The sequence below is a fragment of the Paenibacillus sp. J2R1T-4 genome (genome assembly GCF_059692235.1).
In genome coordinates this window covers 17,990-39,661 of sequence record NZ_JCAUBA010000024.1, presented here as the reverse complement: position 1 = coordinate 39,661, position 21,672 = coordinate 17,990, and the positions used below count along the sequence as shown (strand labels likewise).

Genomic DNA, 21,672 nt, shown 5'->3' with positions numbered 1-21,672 from the left:
ATACGAAAACATACATGATCACGCTTTTTTTACCCTTTGTCCAAAAAAAGGTATATCCTGTCGGACAATCACGTACAAGTAGTGGAGAACACATCATGTTTGAGAGAAACAAAGCGGAAAGGAAACGGGTGATCCTTGAATGAAAACAGCTATATGGCTATACCTGTTTATGTTCGTAGCTTTCTTTGACCTTCACGCTCAGTATCCGATATTAACTCCATTCGCCTTGTCGCTAGGAGCTGCGCCGACATTCATCGGTTGGATTATGGGTATATATTCCATTACTCATCTCCCTGGCAACCTGTTGGCAGGCATTTGGGTCGATCGCTATGGAAGTAAATGGTTTATCCTGTTGAGTTTAATAGGTGCTGGTATTATCCTGCTCTATCAATCCAGAGTTACCGATCCTTGGCAGCTGTTATGGATTCGATCGATCAGCGGATTTGTGCTCGCCTTTCTCTCCCCTGCTTGTATGGCGATGCTTGCCAAGTTAGGGACGAATCGTGTACAACAAGGGAAGCTGATGGCCGGCAATGGCTTGGTTCATACGCTCGCCTCCGTTGTATCCCCCGCGGCTGGGGCTTATTTGGTAGCGAAATACGGCTTCACAGCATCCTTCAACTTCCTTGGTTGGGCTCTAATAGTCATCGGAGTGTTAGCCATGTTCGGTTTACGCGAGAACCGGCGTGTTCCGAATTCCAATGAACAACTGGCGATTGAGAACAAGCAAACGTTCGGGCATGGACACGGCCCTTCTCCAGCTCTATCGCATAATAACGGAGATGACAGCAAGGGGGCAGGCAGTGAGTTAGGGGCGATTCCATGGTTGTTCTTCGGCATTCCGATGGCGATCTCCTGTTCACAGGGCATCTTGTTCTTCGAGCTGCCGCTTATGAATGCTGCTCAGAATTCAATCCTGACATCGGGGCTGTTATTCTCCATGGTTAGCATAGGCGCTCTCGTCACATTAAGCATGCTGTTCCTGAATCGATTCTCTCCCTACGTACGCACCGTTTGCGGAGCACTGGCTCTTGCCATGTGTTTCTTCAGCCTGGCAGTGAAAATGCCATTACCTCTCACAGTCACCTTATTCCTGATCGGAATGTCTAAAGGGATCATCTTTCCTGCAATGGCCACCTTACTGGCGACCGTCTCCAGCTCTAGTCGATATGGCAGAGTCTTCTCCTTATTATCCGTGTCCTTTTCCATCGGAGCCTTCATCGGCCCCATTCTGGCAGGACAAATGCGCACATCTATAAGTCCCTATTTCATAGCCTTTCTATTCCTGATGTTAGCCTTGTCGCTCCTGTCACCCCACAAATTCCGAACCATTAAACCCGTATTTCATCAATAAACACCCAATTTTCGGGCTATGGGTAAATACACAGTCCATCCCATCTACTCCACAATAAGATAGTAGTGTTAGGAGACCACTCCAGCTTGGAGAGGAGGGGAACAGTAATGTCTTCTTTTGATCACTTTCATTCAACTTCGTTTATTCTCGTCCTTTTTATCCTTCTGGTAATCGTGACAATGGGTTGTTTGTGCTAGTACAGCCCCAATAGGCACACAGGAAACCTGGCTGCGGCCAGGTTTTTTTGATTTTAATCCACCCCATGTAGGGAAATGTGGCTAAAATGGTTCATTTTCGATAAACTGTAACTATTGCATGCATACGAGGTGAAAGAAGATGAAGGCCTTATCAAGCTTTCTTAAATTAAGTCCGCCCAAAATTATGGCAGCCGGTTTCGCATTGATCATCCTGCTTGGAAGCATACTTCTAGTACTGCCGATTGCATCCCCTGAAGGCAAGACAGTGAGCTTTCTGGATGCGTTGTTCACTGCCACCTCAGCAGCTTGTGTCACAGGGCTTGTTGTCTTGGATACCGCGAACGACTTCACAGTGTTCGGACAAGTTGTCATCCTTTTTCTCATGCAGCTGGGCGGACTCGGATTTATGACCGCAGCAACTTGGTTCGCGATATTGCTTCGCAGAAGAATATCATTAAAAGAGCGAATCGTGCTTAAAGAAGCGATGAATCAGAACGCGATTGAAGGAATCGTTCGGCTAGCTCGACGAGTTATGCTTTACTCTCTAACCATTGAAGGAATCGGAGCGTTCTTCTACACCATTCATTGGTCATACGAGTTTTCACTGGGCAAGTCGATCTACTTCGGGATTTTTCATTCTGTATCCCTATTCAATAACGCAGGCTTTGAGTTGCTGGGAGGATTTCGCAGCTTAACGCCTTATGTTGACAGTATTATCGTGAATATCGTCTCCATCGCTCTTGTCATTTGCGGCGGAATTGGCTTCATCGTTATGTCTGATCTGATTGAATTCCGCAAAACACGTCTGCTCTCTCTACATAGCAAGGTTGTATTGTCCCTATCAGGCATCCTGTTAGCAATCGGAGCGCTCGTCATATTCGTATTCGAGTATACGAATCCATTAACGTTCGGTCCGCTGCCCGACGGCAGTAAAATCCTTGCTTCCCTTTTCCAGTCCACCAGCCTACGCTCTTCAGGTACGAATACAGTGGATATAGCAAGCATGAGACAAGGAACACAGTTCTTCATGGTTCTCATGATGTTCATCGGCGCAGCACCTGGTTCTACGGGCGGCGGGATCAAGATTACGACGTTCGCCATACTGATAGGAGCGGTTATCACCATGCTGCGCGGCAAGGAGGATGTCGTTCTGTTCCGGAATCGAATCAACCCCGATCAAGTGTACAAAGCAACGACGCTGACGATTATGGCCGTGTTCATGGTCACCATTGCTGCTATGGTTCTATCCACGACGCAAGACCGGCCCTTTCTAATGATATTATTCGAGACTACTTCTGCTTTTGGAACGGTCGGTCTAAGCATGGGACTGACTCAGCAGCTTACGGTTTCGGGTAAAATCTTAATTATCTTCGTCATGTTTATTGGCCGTCTTGGACCGTTGACTTTAGCTTACGCGCTGCAGCCAAGAATCAAAAAGGATTTGTACAGGCATCCCGAAGGAAAAATAATGATCGGATAACGAGTCTCCTGCCGGTTCGACATCCTGCGACATTTCCTGGGAAATAACAATACAACAACAATATGAACATATTCAGGGTGATCTTACATGTCAATCGCTATTATTGTCGAAGGGAAGAATGACAAAAGCCGTCTTAGACGGCTTTTGTCTGACTCGATTATGATTGTTTGTACATACGGAACGTTAAGTGTCGAGAAACTTGATAGGCTGAAGAAACAGATCGGTGATCGAGAAGTGTTCCTCTTTACAGACAATGATCCTTCTGGCAAGCGAATACGTGCCATATTGCGTGACACCTATCCGGATGCAGAACAGATCTATACGCGTAAAGGCTACGCAGGGGTGGAAGGAACGCCAGATGAATATATCATTCAACAATTGGAAAAAGCGGGACTGGATCCTTTTATCCAATACCCGCCTCTTGATTCTGTCCCCCAATAAACTCTCCATCAACCAATAAACTGCAGCAAATAAATAACGATAGTTACTGTGAAAATGCTGAATACAGTTGAGGAGAATACAGCCTGAGACGCAAATTCCGGCTCATTGTCGAATTCAACAGCTAACAGGACGCTGCTGAGTGAGGTTGGCACCGAACAGGACAGCACAAGCGCTTTTGCCATATCCCCTTCGATCCCGAATGCCCATACGATCAGGAATCCTAATACGGGCCCGACACATAATCTCATTACATTTGACAGGACTACATCCGATAGCTGGAGCTTCCATTTCATCCCGCCCAACTGAACGCCAAGGGTGAGAAGCGCAGTCGCAATAAAAGCGCTGGCTACGTAATTAATGGTTATATAGATCGGATGCGGAATCGGCACATCCAGCCAACGCATAATTAAAGCAAGCGGAATGACATATATAGTCGGCATGCTCGCTATGACCTTCAAGGTATCCTTCAGCTTCATACGATGCGAGTTGACGCTATAGATCCCATAGGTGTTGGGAAGCAAGCTCTGCATCATCATAATAATGATCTGGATCGACAAAGTAAATGGATCGTTAACGAAAACAAGCTGGTTCAAGGGAATCGCGTAATTGGCGCTATTATAGAACAATACGCTGTTTCGCATAGCGCTTTTCATTCCTGCGTGATATCGCCGAATCCTCATTATGATTTCCATCAATGCATAAGATGCCAGGAAGAATACGCTAAAAAACAGCAATACTTGCAGCATGATGGATAACGTGATAGCCGATTCATACAGCATAAGGAACATAATACAAGGGGAGAATAAGTAAAAATTCAATTTGGATAAAGTCCGAATATCTAATTTAAAAAGGATCTGTAACAAAACGCCCACTGCAATCATAAGACTGAGTGGGACTACATTATTGAGTAGTATATGAACAAAGTAAGACACCTTAAGTTCCTCGCTTCTATTTAGCCTTACTTAACTGAGTCACGACCTCAACGACTTCCTTGTAATCTATAATATCTCCTGCATCCTTTGAACTGATATACTTTCTTATGTTACCCTCTCTATCGAGAAGCGCGATGGAATTCGTATGAATGAACGCGCCGTCGGGACCTTTAAGAACACTGACCGCATATGCATTGGCCAAATCCTTCATAGCCTTCTCTTCGCCTCTTAGAAACTTCCAATTCGTCGAATCTTTTTGGAATTTGGCCGAGTACGTCTCCAGCTGCTTGGCTGTATCTCTCACTGGATCAAACGAGATCGAATACATCATCACGTCTTTCCCCATCAATCCTTCCTTCTCCAGCTCCTGCTTCACCTTGGATAATTCATAGGTTGTAGGTTGGCATATGTCCGGACAAGTGGACCAGAAGAAATAAACCAGCCTTACTTTACCATTAGCATCATTCAGACTAACTTGTCCCCCGTCCGCGCTCTCGAGCGTGAAATCCGTCGCTTTCTTGATAACAGGCAGCTTCGAAGCACCCACATCGGTCGTATTCAGAATAAGAACAGCAGCTATAGCGATGATAGCGGCGGCAGCAACCCCTTTGAACCAATGCTTAGTAATAAATTCCTGCATTACAGACCCTCCTCTATAAGTGAATTTTGATCCGTTTAAAAAAAGAAGCCCATGAAGGTCCATGGGACATTACAAACCACTGCACGATTCCAAGAAGCTTACACCCGAATCGTATCCAGAATCATAACAATGAACAATATTGGCAAGTAGTTAATGGAGTAAACAAACATTTTCTTCGCCCATTCGTCATCATCCTTAGCTTTGAATCCGATCAAGCCCAGGTACAGCCAGATCAAACCAAGAATAACAGCCGTTAACAAGTAGATCTCTCCAACGTACTGGTATAAGTAAAGCATAAGGGAAACAGGCACCAGCATAATCAGAAAACGCATCATGTGGATTTTGGTTACATAATTGCCGTGAACTACTGGAAGAAGCGGATAGCCCGCTGCTCGATATTCTTCCTTACGACGCATACCGAGAGCCCAGAAGTGAGGCGGTTGCCATAGAAACAAGATTCCGAACAGGATCCAAGCCCCTGCATCCAATGTCTCCGAAACAGCACAGTAGCCGATTACAGGAGGCATAGCGCCTGAGATCGCACCAATCGTTGTACTGAGTGTGGAGGTGCGCTTCAACCAAGCCGTATAAATCCAGACGTATACGAATAACCCAACGACACCAAGAAGCGCCGCAAGCAGATTAGCGAAAAACACCAATAGGGTTAAGCCTATTACACCGAGCACAATTCCGTAGGTTAACACTTGATTCGGACTTACTACACCTGTCGGAAGAGCGCGTTTCTTCGTCCGAGTCATCTTCGTATCCATGTCGCGATCTAAATAATTGTTAAGAACACAGCCCGAAGCCATTACCAGCGCGGTTCCCACCATAGTGAACAGCAGAGTGATAAGATTAAACGCTTCGCCTGATGCACCCCATGCAACCCAATAGCCTCCGAATGCTGCTATTAAATTAGAGAACAGAATACCCGGCTTCGCTAAGTTTACATAGTCTCTGATTGTTGCTTTGCGAACAGGTTCGAGCAGCTCTTGTGACTCAAGCGCAACTTGCTCGTCAACGCTTATGGTCCCATTCATCTGGAGCTGTTTGTCCATTATTTTGTATCCTCCTCTACCTTTTCGAAGGAAAGTGACTTCGAGAAAGCATAATCTATAATAATTTTTCGAAAAAAGGCACTTCGAAAGCCATATCTTATGATTTGTTCAAGAAAAGCGCCTTACTTATCATATCAACCTGCCTTTGTTTTTACAATAAAAGCGGGTACGAATTCATAAAATTGTCGAACACTGCGTCGATATCGAAGATTTTGTACTTATTTCAGAAAACTGTCACCAATCTGCAACCCGCCCAATATGATGATCATGTGGTTTTAGCCTAGACTAATGATCCGATTACGGAAAGGGAAGTGACAAAGCAGAACATGGCAGTCATCAAAGCTAACTCCGAGCACGTCAAAACGCTAGCACGTCTGATGCGTGCTGAAGCAGAAGGCGAAGGCGAACAAGGCATGCTGATGGTTGGCAATGTCGGAGTGAATCGAGTGAAGAGCAATTGTATGGATTTCAAAGACATCAGGTCGATTGAAGATATGGTCTTTCAACGGCCCGGCGGCTTCGAAGCCACTGTAAAAGGCTATTTCTATCAAAAAGCACGTGAAAAGGACATTCGTCTTGCAAAGCGGGTTATTGATGGCGAACGTGTACATCCAGCCAGCAATGCCTTATGGTTTTACCGTCCAAGCGGCGACTGCCCCAGTACATGGTACAATCAGCCGAACACCGGTCGTTTCAAGGCACACTGTTTCTTCGCACCCACTAATGAAGACTGTCCCGAAGTCTACAAAACTTATTAATCCCACAGAGGAGGCTTTTATACATTATGTCCTGTTATAACACTTATCGGGGGAATCCAAACCCGCAATTCATGTATCCGATGTACCAACAACCTCAAGCCCATTATCCAACAGCAGGTGGTCCTCTTACACCAAGCGGCAGTTACTTGCCGAGCACACAGACAATGCCAGCCACCACGGCTCCTTCAGCACCACTTCCAGCGGAGGAGTCGTACATTGAGAATATTTTGCGTTTGAACCTGGGTAAAATGGCTACCTTGTACATGACCTACGAGAACAATAAGGAATGGAACGCCCAAATCGTCAAAGGCAGACTCGAAGCAGCAGGACGTGACCATATCATTGTGTCCGACCCCACTACCGGCATGCGTTACTTGCTTCTCATGGTCAATTTGGACTACATTACATTCGACGAAGAGCTCAACTACACGTATCCCTTCCGTTAATCCGAACCTTTGAAGAGACCTCTGAAGCCTATCGCTTCAGAGGTCTTTGGCTGTTGTTCAGCTCCGCCGCCACACGAGCCACGCGCTAGCTCCATACAAGAGCGCACTGGTGTAGAACAAAACATCAATGGTAAGCCAGTCAATCAGGTAACCCCCGGCTATAACCGCAAATCCGGAAGCAACAGAAGTCCAAAAGTGATAACTCCCTATCGCTTCCCCTCTTGCGCCTTGTTCCGTATTATCGGCTAACAGCAGTCGCTCACTCATGCGCTGCATCGCACTGCAAGCCCCAATCACAAGCTGCAGCACAATCACTCCAGTATAACTCATAACCCAAGGGAAGCTTAACATGGCCCCCATCATGCCTAGAGCGCTCCCTATTAGGATCTTACGTCCGTTCTGATCGAGCTTAGGTGCGATCCACTGGGAAACGATCGCTGAGCTGATGGTAAACACAGCAAACGCGAGCCCGTACTTGGAGTAGCTGTTACCAAGATTTTTCAAGAACAGCAAGTAATAAGGGTAGATCATACCTGCCGCCAGCGTAAATACGCTCTGAGATCGAATAAGCCACTTGAAATTCATTTGGATGCGGCCTCCCCTATATATTGTTCATAGAAATAATTGATAAAAAGCTGCACCGGATCATACATAAGTTTCTTATCTAAAAATTGCTTATAATGCGGGTACACGGTTCGGAATTGTTCCACGGTAGGAAAAGGTGCATAGGGCAAGTAATAAGTTCCTTTATGGGAAATAAGCAGGTCCAGAATCCGCTCGATACTCTCCTTGCTTCTTGCTTGCCCCTTGTCCGATAAAGGCATGTTAAACAGAAAAACAAGCGCGAACATGTCCTCTTTTGCGTAAGACAGAACAGCTTCCTTATCCTCATTCACATACCGAACCGTGATATTAAGGAGATCCAAATCCTCTTCCTCCAGCATAAGTTCCCGTAGATTCTTCATAAAGCCGGCAAATTCGTTCACCGGAACAAAGTACTCCTGTAATAGATCGTTGCGTCCAGCTGCTCTGTATTCCATAAAAGTGGATTCTGACCTCATCGCATTATTGCGGCTAATCCGCTCCTGCACATCCTGATTGGAGAAATGATAGTGCTGCAGTTTCCAGAATGCATTCTTTCCCCAGTCAAACGTCCGGTTGAGATTAAAAAGAAGCTTGCTGATCCCGACACCCTTCTCTCTTATAGCGAGCTTGTTATGATTCCCTAGCTCAACTGTTCGATCAACGGAATAGTTCAACGCATACATATCCGTTAGAAAGTTATCAGGCGCAACAGATATACGAGCTATGTGCATTCGGATGTCAGGGTCTGTCAGAACCGTGCTGATAAAATATTCGCTGTAGCTCTCTACATTCGTATCAGCAAGAGACACAGCGTACACCTCGTCATCCGTTAATGACAAGGTTACATCTAATAGAATGCCGAACAACCCGAATCCGCCTAAAGCAAGAGGGAACAGCTCCGCATTCTCCGTTCGGCTAACCTGCTTGACCTGGCCATCTGCCATTAGCAACCGGAACGATTCCACGCTTTTGATCAAAGATCCGTTCCTGATATCCCGACCATGTGCGTTAATACTGATAGAACCGCCGACTGTGAATATATTCTGAGATTGCATGGTTTTGACTGACAGCCCGTTAGGATTAATATAATCCTGAATGTCCTTCCACGTAGCCCCTGTTTGAACACGGATCGTCTTCTGTGCGGAATCGAAGGAGAGAATTTGATGAAACGGAGTCATATCGACTACAATACCGTCCTTGTAGTAGGTGTGTCCTCCCTGACTGTGCCTTTGACCGGCTATGGACAGCTTCAAATTGTTCTCGCGCGCTTCCTTCACCAAAGCTATTAACTGCGCTTCCTCCTTCCCTCTCACAACCCGTTCGACTTTTACCGGATGCAGCCTGCTGTAATCCGTAATCAGGTACGGATCCTGATCAGACGTATTATGGGCGAAGTAGACATATAGACAAACTACCAGTAAGAGCGACAGGGAGACTGCTTTGCTGATGGATAGTTTCTTCATACATCCGGGATGAGCTGCAAGATTTCCATCATAGTAAAGGAAACACAAGGCAATTTCTCAGAACATATCGTTTCATCGCCTGAGTAGACATGAGCAAGCCTATAAGCTTCTTGTGTTAGTACATACTGCTCGAGTGCTCCGTTAGCGGGGTCAGCGAGCCAATATTCGGGAATGCCATAACGCGCATACACGATATGCTTATCGAGACGATCTCGTTTTACTGTAGAGGGGGATATGATTTCAACGACGAGATCGGGCGGCCCTTCAATCCCTCTCTGACTTAATATATGGATACGGCTCCGATGAACCATCATAATATCCGGTTGCCTCACTTCCGTCGGGCTAAGAATGACATCCAATGGAGCAAACATAACAAAGTATTGTGAATTGCAGGACTGTGTAAGTCTCGAATAGAGCTCCTTTATAAAAAATTGATGATTAATTGGCGGCCCGGGACTCATTAGCTCCAATTTTCCATCTGCAAGCTCGTATCGATTTCCGTCGTCCTCTCTTGCCGCATAGTCATTGTAGGTCATAGGCTGCTCATGGACAATCTCTGTTTTGTTTGACTTCCTATTCTCCTCATTCATAAGCGGAACCCACTCCCGATATAAATTTATATTAATATTATAACTCATCGAGTATGGGATGTTATACTATGAAAGCGTGCATAAATGGCAGTTAATATTTCCAAATTCGTATGAATACATATAAACGGGGGCAGGATTAGAACATGCCAGAGTCGACCGGTTACAAATCTATAGCACTTGATATCGCTCATAGAATCGTTAGAGGAGAGCTCCCTGTGGAGAGCAAGATCTCGGGACGTTCTCTGCTCGCAAGCCAGTATCATGTCTCACCTGAAACGATTCGCAAAGCGGTTAGTTTGTTGAAAAACGAAAATATTGTCTCCGTCTCACAAGGAAAGGAAATCACAATCGTATCGGATCAGCTTGCAGCTGCCTATATTAGCCGTAACAAATACCTGGAGTCCGTATATTCTTTGAAGCAAGATCTTCAGCAGTTAATGATGCAAAAGAAGGAAGTCGACAGCAAGTTTGAAGCGCTTATTTCGGAGATCATTCATGCATCGGATCGCATGCAGAATCTGAAGCCATACCACCCTATGGAAATCAAAGTGAGTGAGCATTCGCCTGCAATTGGGAAGACGATAGCCCACCTCCAGATATGGCAGCATACCGGAGCAACAATCGTGGCGCTGCGCCGAAACACAGAGGTGTCCATTTCACCAGGTCCTCACGTTATTCTTAGGCAGAACGATATCCTTGTAGTGGTAGGAGAAGGGCAAGTCCAAGAGCGCACAGAGCTCTATATCAACAGACCTTGATTCATTATTTTGAACTAACAACTTAAGTTAACCTTAAGGATTGTCAGTATCATATTCATTTGCTATAGTAGAAATAATGCATCTTTAGTCCTATACAAACTAACTTAAGAACTTGGGGTAGTGCACATGGTTCAGCTATTTCATAAGTATAAGAATCACGATTTTGTTTACCTTATTCCGCTTATTGCGCTATCTCTCTGGGTTCGACTAAGGTATTACTTCTTCCTCAAAAATTCCGGCAAAGGATTCCCTGACTCTGCTGACAGTCAGTGGTACCTTACGTATGCCCGTTCTATGCTTGCCGATTTTGATTTGAATCTTCATATGAACGACATTCTGTACTTCGGGTATAATATTTTACTCACCATCCTACTGGCTATTTTTAAAGAACCTGTTGCGATTCTATTCGTTCAGACCGTAGTTGCAAGTCTTTGCGTTATTCTTGTGTTCAAAATTTCCAACATGCTGTTCAATAAAACAACCGCAATTATTGCTTCCCTGCTATATGCGTATTCTTGGGAGATTACTTTATGGTCCACATACATTCTTACGGACAGCTTCTTTATAAGCCTCCTGCTCTTATGTGTATATTTTCTTCTCAAGAGTCTTGAATCCGAGAAGAAGATATATAAATGGCTTTTCGTACTCTCTGCTTTGTACTTATGCGTATTCCGGCCAACCGGCCTGTTGACGATATTCTTTATTATGATCTATTACGTATTCAGGATGGACAAACGCGCAATATTCACCTTCATAAAAAAACATAAATATGCAGTTGGAGGCGTCTTCACGGTTGCGATTGCCGTCTTAGCTTATATTCTAGCGGGACAGATGCTTTCACCCTTTATTCATTCCATTCAGTTTAATGCCAAAATGGTACTTTACAATGTGTATGCCAAAGGCTGGATATATGATCATCCCACTCGGTACGATCATTTCTTCAGACCGGACTATACGATTAACATCTTTAACAGCTTGATTCTCAGCTTTCTAATTAACAATTGGGATCACGTATTGATCCTATATGCCAAGAGGGCCTTTGCCTTCCTCGGCTTATGGGTGTGGAGAATTGATGTAACCAACATTGTTGGACTCAAGAAATTTTTCTGGAATATGCTGCCTTGGCTTCTGTTCGGGATCGGTACCCTTTCTGCCTTTATCAACGGGGTATTCCGCAAGGTGTCCATCGTATGGTTTATCATTCTCTCCGTTTTTGTATTTTGTATCGCCTTCTTCATTGACGGTATGTACCGCTACAAGGCTCCAGCCGTTCCCTTTCTTGCCATAGCCGCTGCATACGGCGCAGACAGCATTATTCGATTAGTGATTTACACGGTCCGCAAATATGCTCGAAAGCTATGGGATCGCAAGAAATTGACAGATGTTACCCCCGGGCAATAAGAATGACGAGAATCGCAATATACAAACGACAAAAAGCAGGAGCCTGTTGACAGGCCCTGTTTTTTTGTTTTCCCAAGTCATATATATTACCCCCTGCACAAAGCCTTTCGCTGTATAATAGGTAGCATAGAGAGTTACGTGTTGAACGAAGAGAGAACGGCTAGAGTTGGAAAGGAGTTAAGAATGATGTGTGCTTCCAGTGTTACAAAAATTTCGAGTGTCCCTGGCTTTCGACGCTTTCAATTTGACTGCACGCATGCTCCCATGCAAATGCAATTCAGGGCCATCTCCCTCTATCAGATAGGCGACTTGATCTGCGATTCCGGTTTCATTCTGGATCCCCATACACAGCCGTGTTATGAAATCTCCTATATTGTATCGGGTCAAGGATGGTTTGCCACCAACGGTAACCGTACAGATCTTCAACCAGGTGATATCTATATAGGCAAGCCCCAGGAAATCCATCAAGGGGGAGTCGATCCTTCGAACCCGTTTCGATATTACTATTTAGGCTTTCATTTTAATTCAACCGGGGATGAGGATAACTCTTTCTTACATATTCGCAATATGATGGATCATACCCAAACCCCTTGGTGCCGCGATCGTCTGGATATTCGAGCTCCGTTCATGAACGCACTTAAGGAACTTAGCAGTGCAAGCCGATTTTCTGACACTATGCTTCAAGTGTATCTGGAGCAAATATTGGTGTTGATGTACCGTAATTTTTTCTCTGATTGGGAGGCCAAATACCCTGGAGAAGGATTCGACAATGCAGCTAAGAGAGTCGTATACTCCGCGATCCATTATATCGATGACCGACTGCTGCAAATAAAAGATTTGGTAGAGGTGTCCAATGCGCTTGGTTATAGCCTCTCCTACTTATCCCATCAGTTCTCTAGGGAAACCGGGGACAGCCTTCGCAGCTACTTTACCAAAAGAAAATGGCATAAAGCAAAAGATCTGCTCAGAGAAGGAAATCACAGTATAACCGAAATCGCTGCCATCATGCAGTACGACTCTATTAATTCCTTCAGCCGGGCATTCCGTAATGCGTTCGGTCACTCTCCTTCGCAGTTCCGAGAGCGCCTTTTGCACAATTATTAGACGGGTTGAGACCAATACAGCAAGCCCCGTGTTTCGTATACTAGGTTAGAAACAGTGAAATACACATTACCTAAGGGGTGTTGGATATGGAATCCATACGCATCGGCATGATCGGTACGGGCAATATTGCTCATACTCACGTGAAGAATCTGCAAAGTATCGAGAACGTACAAATTGTAGCACTGTCTGATCCAAGCGAGCTCAGCAGGCAGATGCTTAAGCAAAAATTCGCATTGGATCACGCATCTGAATTCGCCAGTCACGAGGAGATGCTGGAACAAAGCGAATTGGACGCGGTAATCATCTGTTCGCCGCATACGCTTCATTATCGGCATGCCTCGGATGTGCTGGCGGCAGGGAAGCATGTACTGGTCGAAAAACCTTTAACTTGCACGTCCGCTGACACGGAACGACTGATCGCTCAGGCCGAACAGGCTGGAAAAGTACTTCAAGTCTCATTCCAGAGGCATTTCATCCCCCATTTTATGTATATACGGCAAGCGATTGCCGACGGGGCAATTGGACGCCTCACATCTGTGACCGCTACACTATATCAGGACTGGAAAGATTCGCAGGCGGGAACATGGCGGCAAAACCCGTCATTGTCCGGCGGCGGCATGCTTATGGATTCAGGCAGTCACATTATCGATGTTCTGCTATGGACGACTGATCTTACCCCGCAGTCGGTCACAACCCAGATGCACGATCAAGGCTCTCCCGTGGAGATTGACACGTTTACCTCCATTCGTTTTGCCGAAGGGCCGATAGGCAGTCTGAACATTATTGGCAAATCACCGGCAGCGATGTTCTCAGAGACGTATGCCTTCATTGGTGAAGAAGGAGGCATCTTCTATGACAACGGCAAAATCGTGCTTCGTCGGAACGGTGCTGACCCAATCGTACCAGAGCTGCCTGCTGCAACAACCAGTACGGACCTAAGCTTCGTGAATGCCGTTCGGGGCAATTGCGAGATTGCAGTTCCTGGAGAGTATGCGCTGAAGGTATTGCAGCTCACCGAGTCTATCTATGCTGCAGCAGGATATTCGCCCTTAGCCCTAGCAGAAGCGGAACGATAAACTTTTATAGAAGCACATATAAAAGAACGAACCTACTAAAACCACGTCTTCTAAGTGGAATTGAAGGTTCGTTCTTTTTTGAATTAGTCTGTACCATGTTTTACCTTTGGTTGTAAATGTTAGCTTTTTATATTCTCATGCTTACAACAAATACGACACCAATAATAGAGAGCAGAATGCCAGTCATGACGGGGACGAACCCAGAAAACTTGATGATAGATCCATCGTTGGCAGTCAGCCTTTGCTTAACCTTTCGACCGAAAATACCCGTAAGCACAAGAGCAACCAGGATAATCATTCCTCCCCCGCGTTCCATAATCAGCAGCCACAGCGGGCGATCTGCTCCCAGTTCCATCGTTACTAGCATAATAATCCCGCTAATAAGCACAATTACAGCTGCGGGGTGAGCCAGCATGCCGCTTATTCGAATGGAATGCTTGGCAAGCGCGCCAAGCTCTGTAGATATAGTCTTGTTCTTCAAATAAGACATGACTACCATCATCGTTAGCAAGGAACCTACCCATATTAACAAGCCTACCAGGTGTAAGAATAGCATTACTTCAAACATCGAATCTTCCTCCTTCACCATCCTTATTTATATTACGCTCTTTACTAGAATTCGTTAAAATTAATATAAGCAGTCAATCGGCCGATCTTCGTTATAAGATTAATCATTGTTGTCTGTCATACCTCCTGTCTCTCTACAATCCAAGTGTAGGACAGGAATATGAACGCAGGATGAACGGAATGTTACAGTCGCGGCAGCTTCACAATGAAGGTTGTGCCAACTCCGAGCTGACTTTGTACGTCTACACTTCCTTGATGCATGTCTACAATCTTAGTAACGATAGAAAGTCCTAACCCGCTCCCTGAAAGTTTGCGATTCCTTGCTTTATCCGCCTTATAGAACCTATCGAATATGTAGGGAAGCTCTGCTTCAGAAATACCTAGACCTGTATCGGTGATTTCGACTTCAAGCTCGTTATTGATTTGTATTCCGATCCGAATGGTATCGCCTTTCCTTGAGAATTTAATGCTATTCGAGATCAGATTGAGCCACACTTGATGCAGCAGTCCATAATCCGCTGTAATTACGATTTCCGGCAGATCAAGCTCCACCCTTAATTGTTTGTCCGACCACTGCCACTCTGTCACAATTAATACTTGGCGAATCTGCTCGTCCAGTCTGTAAGAGGTTGGCTTCAAAATATGTTCTTCCTTATCCAATGTTGCAAGAGTTAAAAGCTGTTTACTCAAGGAAGATAGACGCCTGCTCTCCTCTTCAATGATATGCATGTAGCGCAACTCTTCGTCAGGCGTAACGCTTCGTTCAAGTATTGCCTGGGAGAAACCTTGGATCGAGGTTAAAGGTGTTTGAATTTCGTGGGACACGTTAGCAACGAACTCTTGCCTCATCTCATCGAGTTGCTTAAGCGATCTTGCCATTTGCGCAAAATGCAGGGCCAGATTGCCTAATTCGTCACGCCGGGCAATATCCATCTTAATGTTGTAGTCGCCTCTAACGATTCTATTCGTAGCCTCAGTCAGCTTTTTCACAGGCATAACAATATACCGGGTTGAAATGAAAATAAAAAGGATGTTTAACAAAAAACTCGCACCTAACAACAACCCTAGTACTATTCTCACTACACCGATTTGCTGCTCCATATTCGGACGTATGAATACAGCGTAATGGTTCCCCTGCGAGATAACTGGAATTCCGATGCTGTTCATTATGCTGCTCTCGAACAAGCTCGTAATCATAAGCAGATTCCGATCTTCGGACAAGCCGTTATATATTTCACCTAGAAGAACCCGTTCGATCTGCTCGTTATTGATATGCTGGTGTTTGAACGGAACACCATAAAACTTGCCATTCTGCTGGTCATCGACAGAATAGATTTGAAAACCCATATTCCCGATGTGGGCTAAATATTCCCCTAGATCCAGAGACGGTGTTTTTTCATATAACGTCCGTATTTCCTCGGCAATGTCCATAATATGGCTCTCGTTATATCCCTTCAGCTTCTCGACATAATATAAATTAGTCAGAAACAAAGCCATCAGCCCGCTGACTAATGAAATAAGCACGAACGTAACGACGATCCTTACATACAGCGATCTCATACCCCTTGCACCTCAAGCTTGTATCCTAGCCCGCGTACCGTCGTGATGATGAAATCATCCGTTCGATCTGCGAACCTCTCGCGCAGCCGTTTGATATGCACATCGATCGTCCGACTGTCGCCTTCATAATCGGTTCCCCATATTTGCTGCAACAATTGCTCACGTGTATAAATACGCCCTGGATGACTTGCTAATTGCGACAGCAGCTCGAATTCCTTCAAAGGTAGTGTGAGCACCTTCTCCCCTTTCTTTACCTCATAGCTGTTGCGGTCAATAGAAGTTTCATTCAATCGCAATACTTCGGATGAGAGGATCCGATAACGGCGCAGCAATGCTTTGATCCGGATCAAGAGCTCTTTCGGTTCAAATGGCTTGACCATATAATCATCCGTTCCTGACAGGAACCCTTTCTCTTTATCCACAATCTCACCTCTCGCCGTTAGCATAATGACCGGTATATCATAGTACCTTCGTATTTCCTCGCATAGCTCCCAGCCATTCTTTCCTGGCATCATTACATCCACCACCGCCAGATGGACCAGCTCCTGCTCCATTATAGCCGAGCCCTGCTCCCCATTCTCTGCTTCAAGCACCACATAACCTTCCCTCTTCAATACAAGGCTCAGCAGTTCCCGAATGTTCGGTTCATCATCTACTACTAATATATGCGTATTCAATCCTGTACACCTTCCCTATAAACTGCTATGAACTATATAGTACCATTCCCTAAGTAAGGTTAGCCATCTGACTTCCTGCTTGAATAGTTGGATAGACAAAAAAAGCGAAGATTCCTTTTAACAGGTCTTCGCTTTCGACAAGTCTACTATAAGTTTGTTCGGAGTTCATCATGACGGTCTTTGTTTCTACTCATCAGCCTGCCCCGGCAGATATCTGACGCGAATCAACGGTTGCAGCCGCTTCGCGGTCAGAACGTTGATCCTTGTACTGAAGCTCAAACAATCGGAAGTAATACCCTTTTACCGCGAGCAATTGGTAGTGATTCCCGATCTCACGCACTTTTCCTTTGTGCATCACAATGATTTGATCCGCATGCTGAATCGTGGATAAGCGGTGAGCCACGATCAGCGTAGTGCGATTCTTCGATATAGACTTAAGCGCATCCTGTACAACCAATTCCGTTTCTGTATCAATGTTCGATGTGGCTTCATCCAGAATCAGAATCTCCGGCTTGAAAACAACAGCACGAGCGAATGACAGCAGTTGACGCTGACCAAGAGATAAATTCACACCGCGCTCACCAAGCCGTGTAGCAAATCCTAGCGGCTGCTTGTCAATGAAAGAGGTCATATTCACCATTCTGGCCGCCTCCTTGACCTGCTCATCTGAGATCGATGACTCATTCAAACGAATATTAGAGGCAATATCGCCAGTGAACAGGAATACATCCTGCTGCACGATGCTGACCGTTCGCCTTAATTGTTCTAATGGAATATCCTTAATGTCGATACCATCCAGCTTGATCGTTCCCTTCTGGATGTCGTAGAAACGATTGATCAGTTGGATGATCGAGCTCTTCCCCGCTCCAGTTGCCCCTACGAAAGCAATCGTCTGCCCGGGCTCAATTCGGAAGCTTACATCTCTTAGTACCCACTCTTCTTCATTGTAAGCGAACCATACATTCTCGAACACAATCTCACCACGTACTGCACTGGGCAGAGGCTTGGTGTTCTCGCTATCGACGATGGCCGGCTTCTCGCCTAACATGTCGAATATGCGCTCGGCTCCGACCATTGCGGTCTGGATCTGATTGTATTTCTCCGCCAAGCTCATCAGTGGGTTGAAGAACTGCCTTGCATAATGGGTAAAGGCATACACGATACCAAATGTAATCGAGCCTTCCAATACGCTCGCGCCCCCATACCAGATCAGCAGCGCGATCGCCAGGTTTCCCAGGAAACCAATAGCAGGCTGGAACACCGAGTTAATGACCGTTCCTCGCATGCCGGCTTTGTAATGCTGCGTATTCAGGTCATCGAATTGCTCCCATTGCTTCTGCTCCCTAATGAACATTTGCGTAATGCGAATACCGGATAAATTCTCAGCCAGGAACGAGTTCAGACGAGCCAGCAAAAGCCTCATTGTACGCTGCGCTTCACGCACAACCATCCTATACCAGAACGTCATCCCGAATAAGAGCGGCATCACCACTAGCATGAGCAAGGTCAGGCGAACGTTCAAATGGAACATAATCCCGAGAACACCGATTAGAATAATGATGTCTTTTACCAGATTGACGACGACTTGTGAATACAGTTGGTTCAATGATTCCGTGTCTTGTGTCACCCGTACGACTAAACGTCCAACCGGATTGCGGTCAAAATAAGACGAGGACATGCGGCTTAAGTGAACGAATAGCTGTTGCCGAATTTTATAGATGATATGCTGTCCTGTATACTGCAAGAAATTGGTTTGCAAATAGTTCAGCACAGAGCCTATTAATACAGCTGACAGGAACAGGACACCGAGTACCAGAAAACCTCTAATATCCTTTTCATGGAACTCATCAATGGTTTCATTAGTAAGCAGCTCGGCCGGATATGCCATCTGATCCGTCTTGACGCTTACTCGTCCATTATCGTTCACAACACTCGCCGAAGCTACAGCCTGATCCTCTAACCAACCACCCCGGATCAAGTAAGGCTCCCCATGTATTTCTACGATCTGGACAGCTTCCGTCCCTGCAGGGAGTTGTTCGAGCTCACTTCCCTGAGGCAACCGCACGTAGGCCTGCGTTCCGACCTCGAATGGCTTTCCTTGATCCTTTAACAGATCCGACTGCTCAGCTGGAGCGGTAATCATCGGCCGATTTAATCCATTAATATGATCATCAATAGCTACCTTCATAAGATACGGTCTGGCCAAATCGGTAATGACGATGAGAAAAGCCATTACGATACATAAGCTGACCATTTTCCAATGCGGCTTCACATAAGCAAGCATTTTGCGCATTAGCTGAGAATCTTTTACTTTCACTAATTGTTTCTCTGAATGAATGCTCAACCGACTTTCCCCCCCGGCAGCGTTTTCTTGTTCGTTCCGGGCGATACTGGCTCAATGAACTCTTGCTTCGCAGCCTCGTCCAAAAGCTGTTTATGATACATATCCGCATACAAACCATTCAGCTCTAGTAAGGAGTCATGTGTCCCGCGCTCTGCGATTTCTCCTTCATCCATTACAATAATCTGATCGGCTGCTCTCACTGAAGAAATGCGGTGACCAATAATGATCGTCGTACGGTCGTTCATGACCTGATTCAATCCTTCAAGAATACGGTCCTCAGTCTCGGTATCCACTGCCGACAAGCTGTCATCGAAGATCAGGACCGCTGGTTTTTTGATAATCGCCCTAGCAATACTTACGCGTTGACGCTGCCCGCCAGACAGAGAAATCCCACGCTCACCGAGCGCAGTCTGGAATTGATTCGGGAACTCAATGATGTTGTCATATACCTGTGCAACCTTAGCCGCTTCCTCTACCTCTTCGTCTTTGTATGGCTTCGGATCGAAGCTGATATTATCACGTATGGTGGAGGAGAATAAGAACTGATCCTGGGGCACCATACCGATTTCTTTACGAAGTACCTTAAGGGGAATCTCATGTATATCTCTTCCATCAATAAACACGGTACCCGCAGGCGGGTTATAGAGACGAATAAGTAAATTTATCAGCGTACTCTTACCGCTCCCAACTCGGCCTACAATAGCAAGACTGCTTCCCTTCGGAACATCCATAGAAATATTTTTCAGAGAAAGCGTATGCGCTTCGGGATAGCGGAACGATAAATTACGGATTTGGATGTTTCCTTCGAGCCGATTAATACTCATATCTGCTTGATTATCATCTGCTACATCAGGCTGCGTATTCAGAATCTCAAGAATTCTTTTCTCTGAAGCTCTGCCCCGCTGCATCGTATTAACGACTTTTCCCAAGTTCTCGATCGGACCCATCAATAAGGATAAATAAGTGTTAAACGCAACAAATTCTCCGAGTGTAATGACTCTTTTCAGAACGAGAATACCGCCAAATATAACCGAGATCAAGAAGCTAATGCCGACAACAGCTGAGCTCGAAGCTCCGAATAGGGAATTGGTCCGCACCAGCTTGCGGTTCATCTTCACCGCATTGTGATTATCTTCATGGAACAAACGAATCTGTTCTTTCTCTTGCACGAACGCTTTAACGACTCTGATTCCTGCCACGAACTCTTGAACCCGGCTTGTCAGGTCCCCAATCGTCTCCTGAACATCGGTCGACTCCTTCTGAATGCGCTTGTTGAACCGATAGGCTAACAGGCTGAGGAAGGGAAGGGGCAGCATGGTAATCAAAGTCAAGTAAGGATCTACCCAAGCAACCATGGCGACAACCGTGATTGAAATCAGAAAGGCCGCTTCCAAGGTATTAAAAATTCCTTGCATCGTCACCTCTCGAATGACACTGACGTCACTGATCGCGTGTGACATTAAATCACCGATCCGCTTGTTCTTGAAATATTGGGCCGATAAGGTTTCCCAATGGCGAAACAAATCGTCGCGCACTTTTCTGTCCAACACACGCGACAAGCGAAACAAGTAAATTCGCGAGCTTGATCGGAACAAGGCAACTCCAAAGCCTGCCGCCATCATCCACAAGGCAATCTCGACGGCTCCCGCATAGGTAAGCTCTGATGCCTCTAACTGATCTGTAAACCGCCCCAGCAGGTTAGGAATGACTAGCTGCAGCACACAAGAAATGGACAATAATGCAAAACCGAAAAGATAGGAAACTCTGTACTGGACAATATGACCCCACAGAATGCTTTTTCTAATCATTCGCTCTCCTCCTTATCAGGTTGAATCCCTATTGTAAGATTACATGCCTGATATGGAACATTCAATGGATATAAACATCGTAAATAATGGACTATCTTATCATTCATTTATTGGATTATAGTATCTTATGAAACCTCCATATGTTCGTTTTTTCAGAACCTCCGACGATCCACGGAAGTATAATGGACCATTGCGGGTGTTTCACATCCTTGCGTTCTTGTTTAAACATATTAAAATCTTCATCTTCTTCAAGCAGCCATATTTCAACATACAATGAATCTTGATCTGTCGCTTCCAATAACTCAAGATGCGGATACCGCGTCCGGACGGTGCTCATAAATGCGATGTATGCTTCTTGATATTCCGGGTTAACCTTATACTCAACGAAAACTTTATACATTGTTAAATCACCTCGTAAGATTTATTTTTTCAA

At 45.4% G+C, this 21,672-nt stretch carries 22 protein-coding genes; 10 read left to right on the top strand and 12 right to left on the bottom strand.

Annotated elements, in window-relative coordinates:
- The first annotated feature begins 139 nt into the window (after positions 1-139).
- From AC58QD_RS28285 to AC58QD_RS28270, 4 genes are all read left to right on the top strand, one after another.
- Positions 140-1,354 (top strand): MFS transporter, encoded by a 1,215-nt coding sequence (locus tag AC58QD_RS28285; RefSeq protein WP_497338397.1) that lies wholly within the window; start codon positions 140-142, stop codon positions 1,352-1,354.
- Between the two features lie 107 nt (positions 1,355-1,461).
- Complete coding sequence (yjcZ, locus tag AC58QD_RS28280) at positions 1,462-1,551, top strand: sporulation protein YjcZ (RefSeq protein ID WP_497338396.1); 90 nt, start codon at positions 1,462-1,464, stop codon at positions 1,549-1,551.
- Between the two features lie 139 nt (positions 1,552-1,690).
- Complete coding sequence (locus AC58QD_RS28275) at positions 1,691-3,031, top strand: TrkH family potassium uptake protein (RefSeq protein ID WP_497338395.1); 1,341 nt, start codon at positions 1,691-1,693, stop codon at positions 3,029-3,031.
- Between the two features lie 87 nt (positions 3,032-3,118).
- Entirely contained in the window at positions 3,119-3,472 is a 354-nt protein-coding gene (locus AC58QD_RS28270; RefSeq protein ID WP_497338394.1) for a toprim domain-containing protein, read from the top strand.
- 8 nt (positions 3,473-3,480) lie between these two features.
- Here the strand turns inward: AC58QD_RS28270 and AC58QD_RS28265 are convergent, their stop codons facing one another.
- The 3 genes from AC58QD_RS28265 to cyoE form a co-directional block, all read right to left on the bottom strand.
- Positions 3,481-4,404: an AEC family transporter gene (locus AC58QD_RS28265; protein ID WP_497338393.1), complete on the bottom strand. Its 924-nt coding sequence runs from the start codon at positions 4,402-4,404 to the stop codon at positions 3,481-3,483.
- Between the two features lie 16 nt (positions 4,405-4,420).
- Positions 4,421-5,044, bottom strand: coding sequence for an SCO family protein (locus tag AC58QD_RS28260; RefSeq protein ID WP_497338392.1), 624 nt, complete (start codon positions 5,042-5,044; stop codon positions 4,421-4,423).
- A gap of 98 nt (positions 5,045-5,142) precedes the next feature.
- A complete protein-coding gene (gene cyoE, locus AC58QD_RS28255; RefSeq protein ID WP_497338391.1) occupies positions 5,143-6,102 on the bottom strand; it encodes a heme o synthase in 960 nt (319 codons plus the stop codon).
- Positions 6,103-6,428: 326 nt separating this feature from the next.
- Here cyoE and AC58QD_RS28250 point away from each other — a divergent pair, with 326 nt between their 5' ends.
- Both AC58QD_RS28250 and gerQ read left to right on the top strand, forming a co-directional pair.
- Positions 6,429-6,860 carry a cell wall hydrolase gene (locus AC58QD_RS28250; RefSeq protein WP_497338390.1) on the top strand — a complete coding sequence of 144 codons (432 nt, stop codon included), beginning with the start codon at positions 6,429-6,431 and terminating at the stop codon, positions 6,858-6,860.
- A gap of 26 nt (positions 6,861-6,886) precedes the next feature.
- Positions 6,887-7,306, top strand: coding sequence for a spore coat protein GerQ (gene gerQ, locus AC58QD_RS28245; RefSeq protein ID WP_497338389.1), 420 nt, complete (start codon positions 6,887-6,889; stop codon positions 7,304-7,306).
- Positions 7,307-7,363: 57 nt separating this feature from the next.
- On the opposite strand, the gene AC58QD_RS28240 is transcribed toward gerQ, so the two are convergent.
- The 3 genes from AC58QD_RS28240 to AC58QD_RS28230 are packed head-to-tail and all read right to left on the bottom strand — an operon-like array spanning position 7,364 to position 9,944.
- Positions 7,364-7,891 (bottom strand): MFS transporter, encoded by a 528-nt coding sequence (locus AC58QD_RS28240; protein ID WP_497338388.1) that lies wholly within the window; start codon positions 7,889-7,891, stop codon positions 7,364-7,366.
- Entirely contained in the window at positions 7,888-9,354 is a 1,467-nt protein-coding gene (locus AC58QD_RS28235; RefSeq protein WP_497338387.1) for an FAD-binding protein, read from the bottom strand. The genes AC58QD_RS28240 and AC58QD_RS28235 overlap by 4 nt, the downstream gene beginning before the upstream one ends.
- A complete protein-coding gene (locus tag AC58QD_RS28230; RefSeq protein ID WP_497338386.1) occupies positions 9,351-9,944 on the bottom strand; it encodes a Uma2 family endonuclease in 594 nt (197 codons plus the stop codon). The genes AC58QD_RS28235 and AC58QD_RS28230 overlap by 4 nt, the downstream gene beginning before the upstream one ends.
- 143 nt (positions 9,945-10,087) lie before the next feature.
- Here AC58QD_RS28230 and AC58QD_RS28225 point away from each other — a divergent pair, with 143 nt between their 5' ends.
- The 4 genes from AC58QD_RS28225 to AC58QD_RS28210 all read left to right on the top strand — a co-directional run bounded on the left by AC58QD_RS28225 (position 10,088) and on the right by AC58QD_RS28210 (position 14,283).
- Positions 10,088-10,702: a TrkA C-terminal domain-containing protein gene (locus AC58QD_RS28225; protein WP_497338385.1), complete on the top strand. Its 615-nt coding sequence runs from the start codon at positions 10,088-10,090 to the stop codon at positions 10,700-10,702.
- Between the two features lie 126 nt (positions 10,703-10,828).
- On the top strand, positions 10,829-12,103 hold the full coding sequence (locus AC58QD_RS28220; protein ID WP_497338384.1) for a glycosyltransferase family 39 protein: 1,275 nt from the start codon (positions 10,829-10,831) through the stop codon (positions 12,101-12,103).
- 264 nt (positions 12,104-12,367) lie between these two features.
- Positions 12,368-13,207: an AraC family transcriptional regulator gene (locus AC58QD_RS28215; RefSeq protein ID WP_497338383.1), complete on the top strand. Its 840-nt coding sequence runs from the start codon at positions 12,368-12,370 to the stop codon at positions 13,205-13,207.
- Positions 13,208-13,293: 86 nt separating this feature from the next.
- Entirely contained in the window at positions 13,294-14,283 is a 990-nt protein-coding gene (locus AC58QD_RS28210) for a Gfo/Idh/MocA family protein (RefSeq protein ID WP_497338382.1), read from the top strand.
- Between the two features lie 127 nt (positions 14,284-14,410).
- Here the strand turns inward: AC58QD_RS28210 and AC58QD_RS28205 are convergent, their stop codons facing one another.
- The 6 genes from AC58QD_RS28205 to AC58QD_RS28180 form a co-directional block, all read right to left on the bottom strand.
- The gene (locus tag AC58QD_RS28205) at positions 14,411-14,851 is read right to left on the bottom strand and encodes a hypothetical protein (protein ID WP_497338381.1); all 441 of its coding nucleotides are present in this window, start codon (positions 14,849-14,851) and stop codon (positions 14,411-14,413) included.
- A 182-nt stretch (positions 14,852-15,033) separates the two neighbouring features.
- Positions 15,034-16,410 (bottom strand): sensor histidine kinase, encoded by a 1,377-nt coding sequence (locus tag AC58QD_RS28200; RefSeq protein WP_497338380.1) that lies wholly within the window; start codon positions 16,408-16,410, stop codon positions 15,034-15,036.
- The gene (locus AC58QD_RS28195) at positions 16,407-17,087 is read right to left on the bottom strand and encodes a response regulator transcription factor (protein WP_497338379.1); all 681 of its coding nucleotides are present in this window, start codon (positions 17,085-17,087) and stop codon (positions 16,407-16,409) included. Before AC58QD_RS28195 ends, AC58QD_RS28200 begins: the two co-directional genes overlap by 4 nt.
- A gap of 193 nt (positions 17,088-17,280) precedes the next feature.
- Entirely contained in the window at positions 17,281-19,431 is a 2,151-nt protein-coding gene (locus AC58QD_RS28190; RefSeq protein ID WP_497338378.1) for an ABC transporter ATP-binding protein, read from the bottom strand.
- Complete coding sequence (locus AC58QD_RS28185; protein ID WP_497338377.1) at positions 19,428-21,239, bottom strand: ABC transporter ATP-binding protein; 1,812 nt, start codon at positions 21,237-21,239, stop codon at positions 19,428-19,430. The genes AC58QD_RS28190 and AC58QD_RS28185 overlap by 4 nt, the downstream gene beginning before the upstream one ends.
- 115 nt (positions 21,240-21,354) lie before the next feature.
- Positions 21,355-21,639, bottom strand: a complete 285-nt coding sequence (locus tag AC58QD_RS28180) for a hypothetical protein (RefSeq protein ID WP_497338376.1) — start codon at positions 21,637-21,639, stop codon at positions 21,355-21,357.
- Positions 21,640-21,672 lie beyond the last annotated feature (33 nt).

Excerpts from the sequence above, each read along its gene's own strand:
- AC58QD_RS28285 (WP_497338397.1), top strand. The coding sequence starts at position 140 with ATGAAAACAGCTATATGGCTATACCTGTTTATGTTCGTAGCTTTCTTT.
- yjcZ (WP_497338396.1), top strand. The coding sequence starts at position 1,462 with ATGTCTTCTTTTGATCACTTTCATTCAACTTCGTTTATTCTCGTCCTT.
- AC58QD_RS28275 (WP_497338395.1), top strand. The coding sequence starts at position 1,691 with ATGAAGGCCTTATCAAGCTTTCTTAAATTAAGTCCGCCCAAAATTATG.
- AC58QD_RS28270 (WP_497338394.1), top strand. The coding sequence starts at position 3,119 with ATGTCAATCGCTATTATTGTCGAAGGGAAGAATGACAAAAGCCGTCTT.
- AC58QD_RS28260 (WP_497338392.1), bottom strand. The coding sequence starts at position 5,044 with ATGCAGGAATTTATTACTAAGCATTGGTTCAAAGGGGTTGCTGCCGCC.
- cyoE (WP_497338391.1), bottom strand. The coding sequence starts at position 6,102 with ATGGACAAACAGCTCCAGATGAATGGGACCATAAGCGTTGACGAGCAA.
- AC58QD_RS28250 (WP_497338390.1), top strand. The coding sequence starts at position 6,429 with ATGGCAGTCATCAAAGCTAACTCCGAGCACGTCAAAACGCTAGCACGT.
- gerQ (WP_497338389.1), top strand. The coding sequence starts at position 6,887 with ATGTCCTGTTATAACACTTATCGGGGGAATCCAAACCCGCAATTCATG.
- AC58QD_RS28240 (WP_497338388.1), bottom strand. The coding sequence starts at position 7,891 with ATGAATTTCAAGTGGCTTATTCGATCTCAGAGCGTATTTACGCTGGCG.
- AC58QD_RS28235 (WP_497338387.1), bottom strand. The coding sequence starts at position 9,354 with ATGAAGAAACTATCCATCAGCAAAGCAGTCTCCCTGTCGCTCTTACTG.
- AC58QD_RS28230 (WP_497338386.1), bottom strand. The coding sequence starts at position 9,944 with ATGAATGAGGAGAATAGGAAGTCAAACAAAACAGAGATTGTCCATGAG.
- AC58QD_RS28225 (WP_497338385.1), top strand. The coding sequence starts at position 10,088 with ATGCCAGAGTCGACCGGTTACAAATCTATAGCACTTGATATCGCTCAT.
- AC58QD_RS28220 (WP_497338384.1), top strand. The coding sequence starts at position 10,829 with ATGGTTCAGCTATTTCATAAGTATAAGAATCACGATTTTGTTTACCTT.
- AC58QD_RS28215 (WP_497338383.1), top strand. The coding sequence starts at position 12,368 with ATGCAAATGCAATTCAGGGCCATCTCCCTCTATCAGATAGGCGACTTG.
- AC58QD_RS28210 (WP_497338382.1), top strand. The coding sequence starts at position 13,294 with ATGGAATCCATACGCATCGGCATGATCGGTACGGGCAATATTGCTCAT.
- AC58QD_RS28205 (WP_497338381.1), bottom strand. The coding sequence starts at position 14,851 with ATGTTTGAAGTAATGCTATTCTTACACCTGGTAGGCTTGTTAATATGG.
- AC58QD_RS28200 (WP_497338380.1), bottom strand. The coding sequence starts at position 16,410 with ATGAGATCGCTGTATGTAAGGATCGTCGTTACGTTCGTGCTTATTTCA.
- AC58QD_RS28185 (WP_497338377.1), bottom strand. The coding sequence starts at position 21,239 with ATGATTAGAAAAAGCATTCTGTGGGGTCATATTGTCCAGTACAGAGTT.
- AC58QD_RS28180 (WP_497338376.1), bottom strand. The coding sequence starts at position 21,639 with ATGTATAAAGTTTTCGTTGAGTATAAGGTTAACCCGGAATATCAAGAA.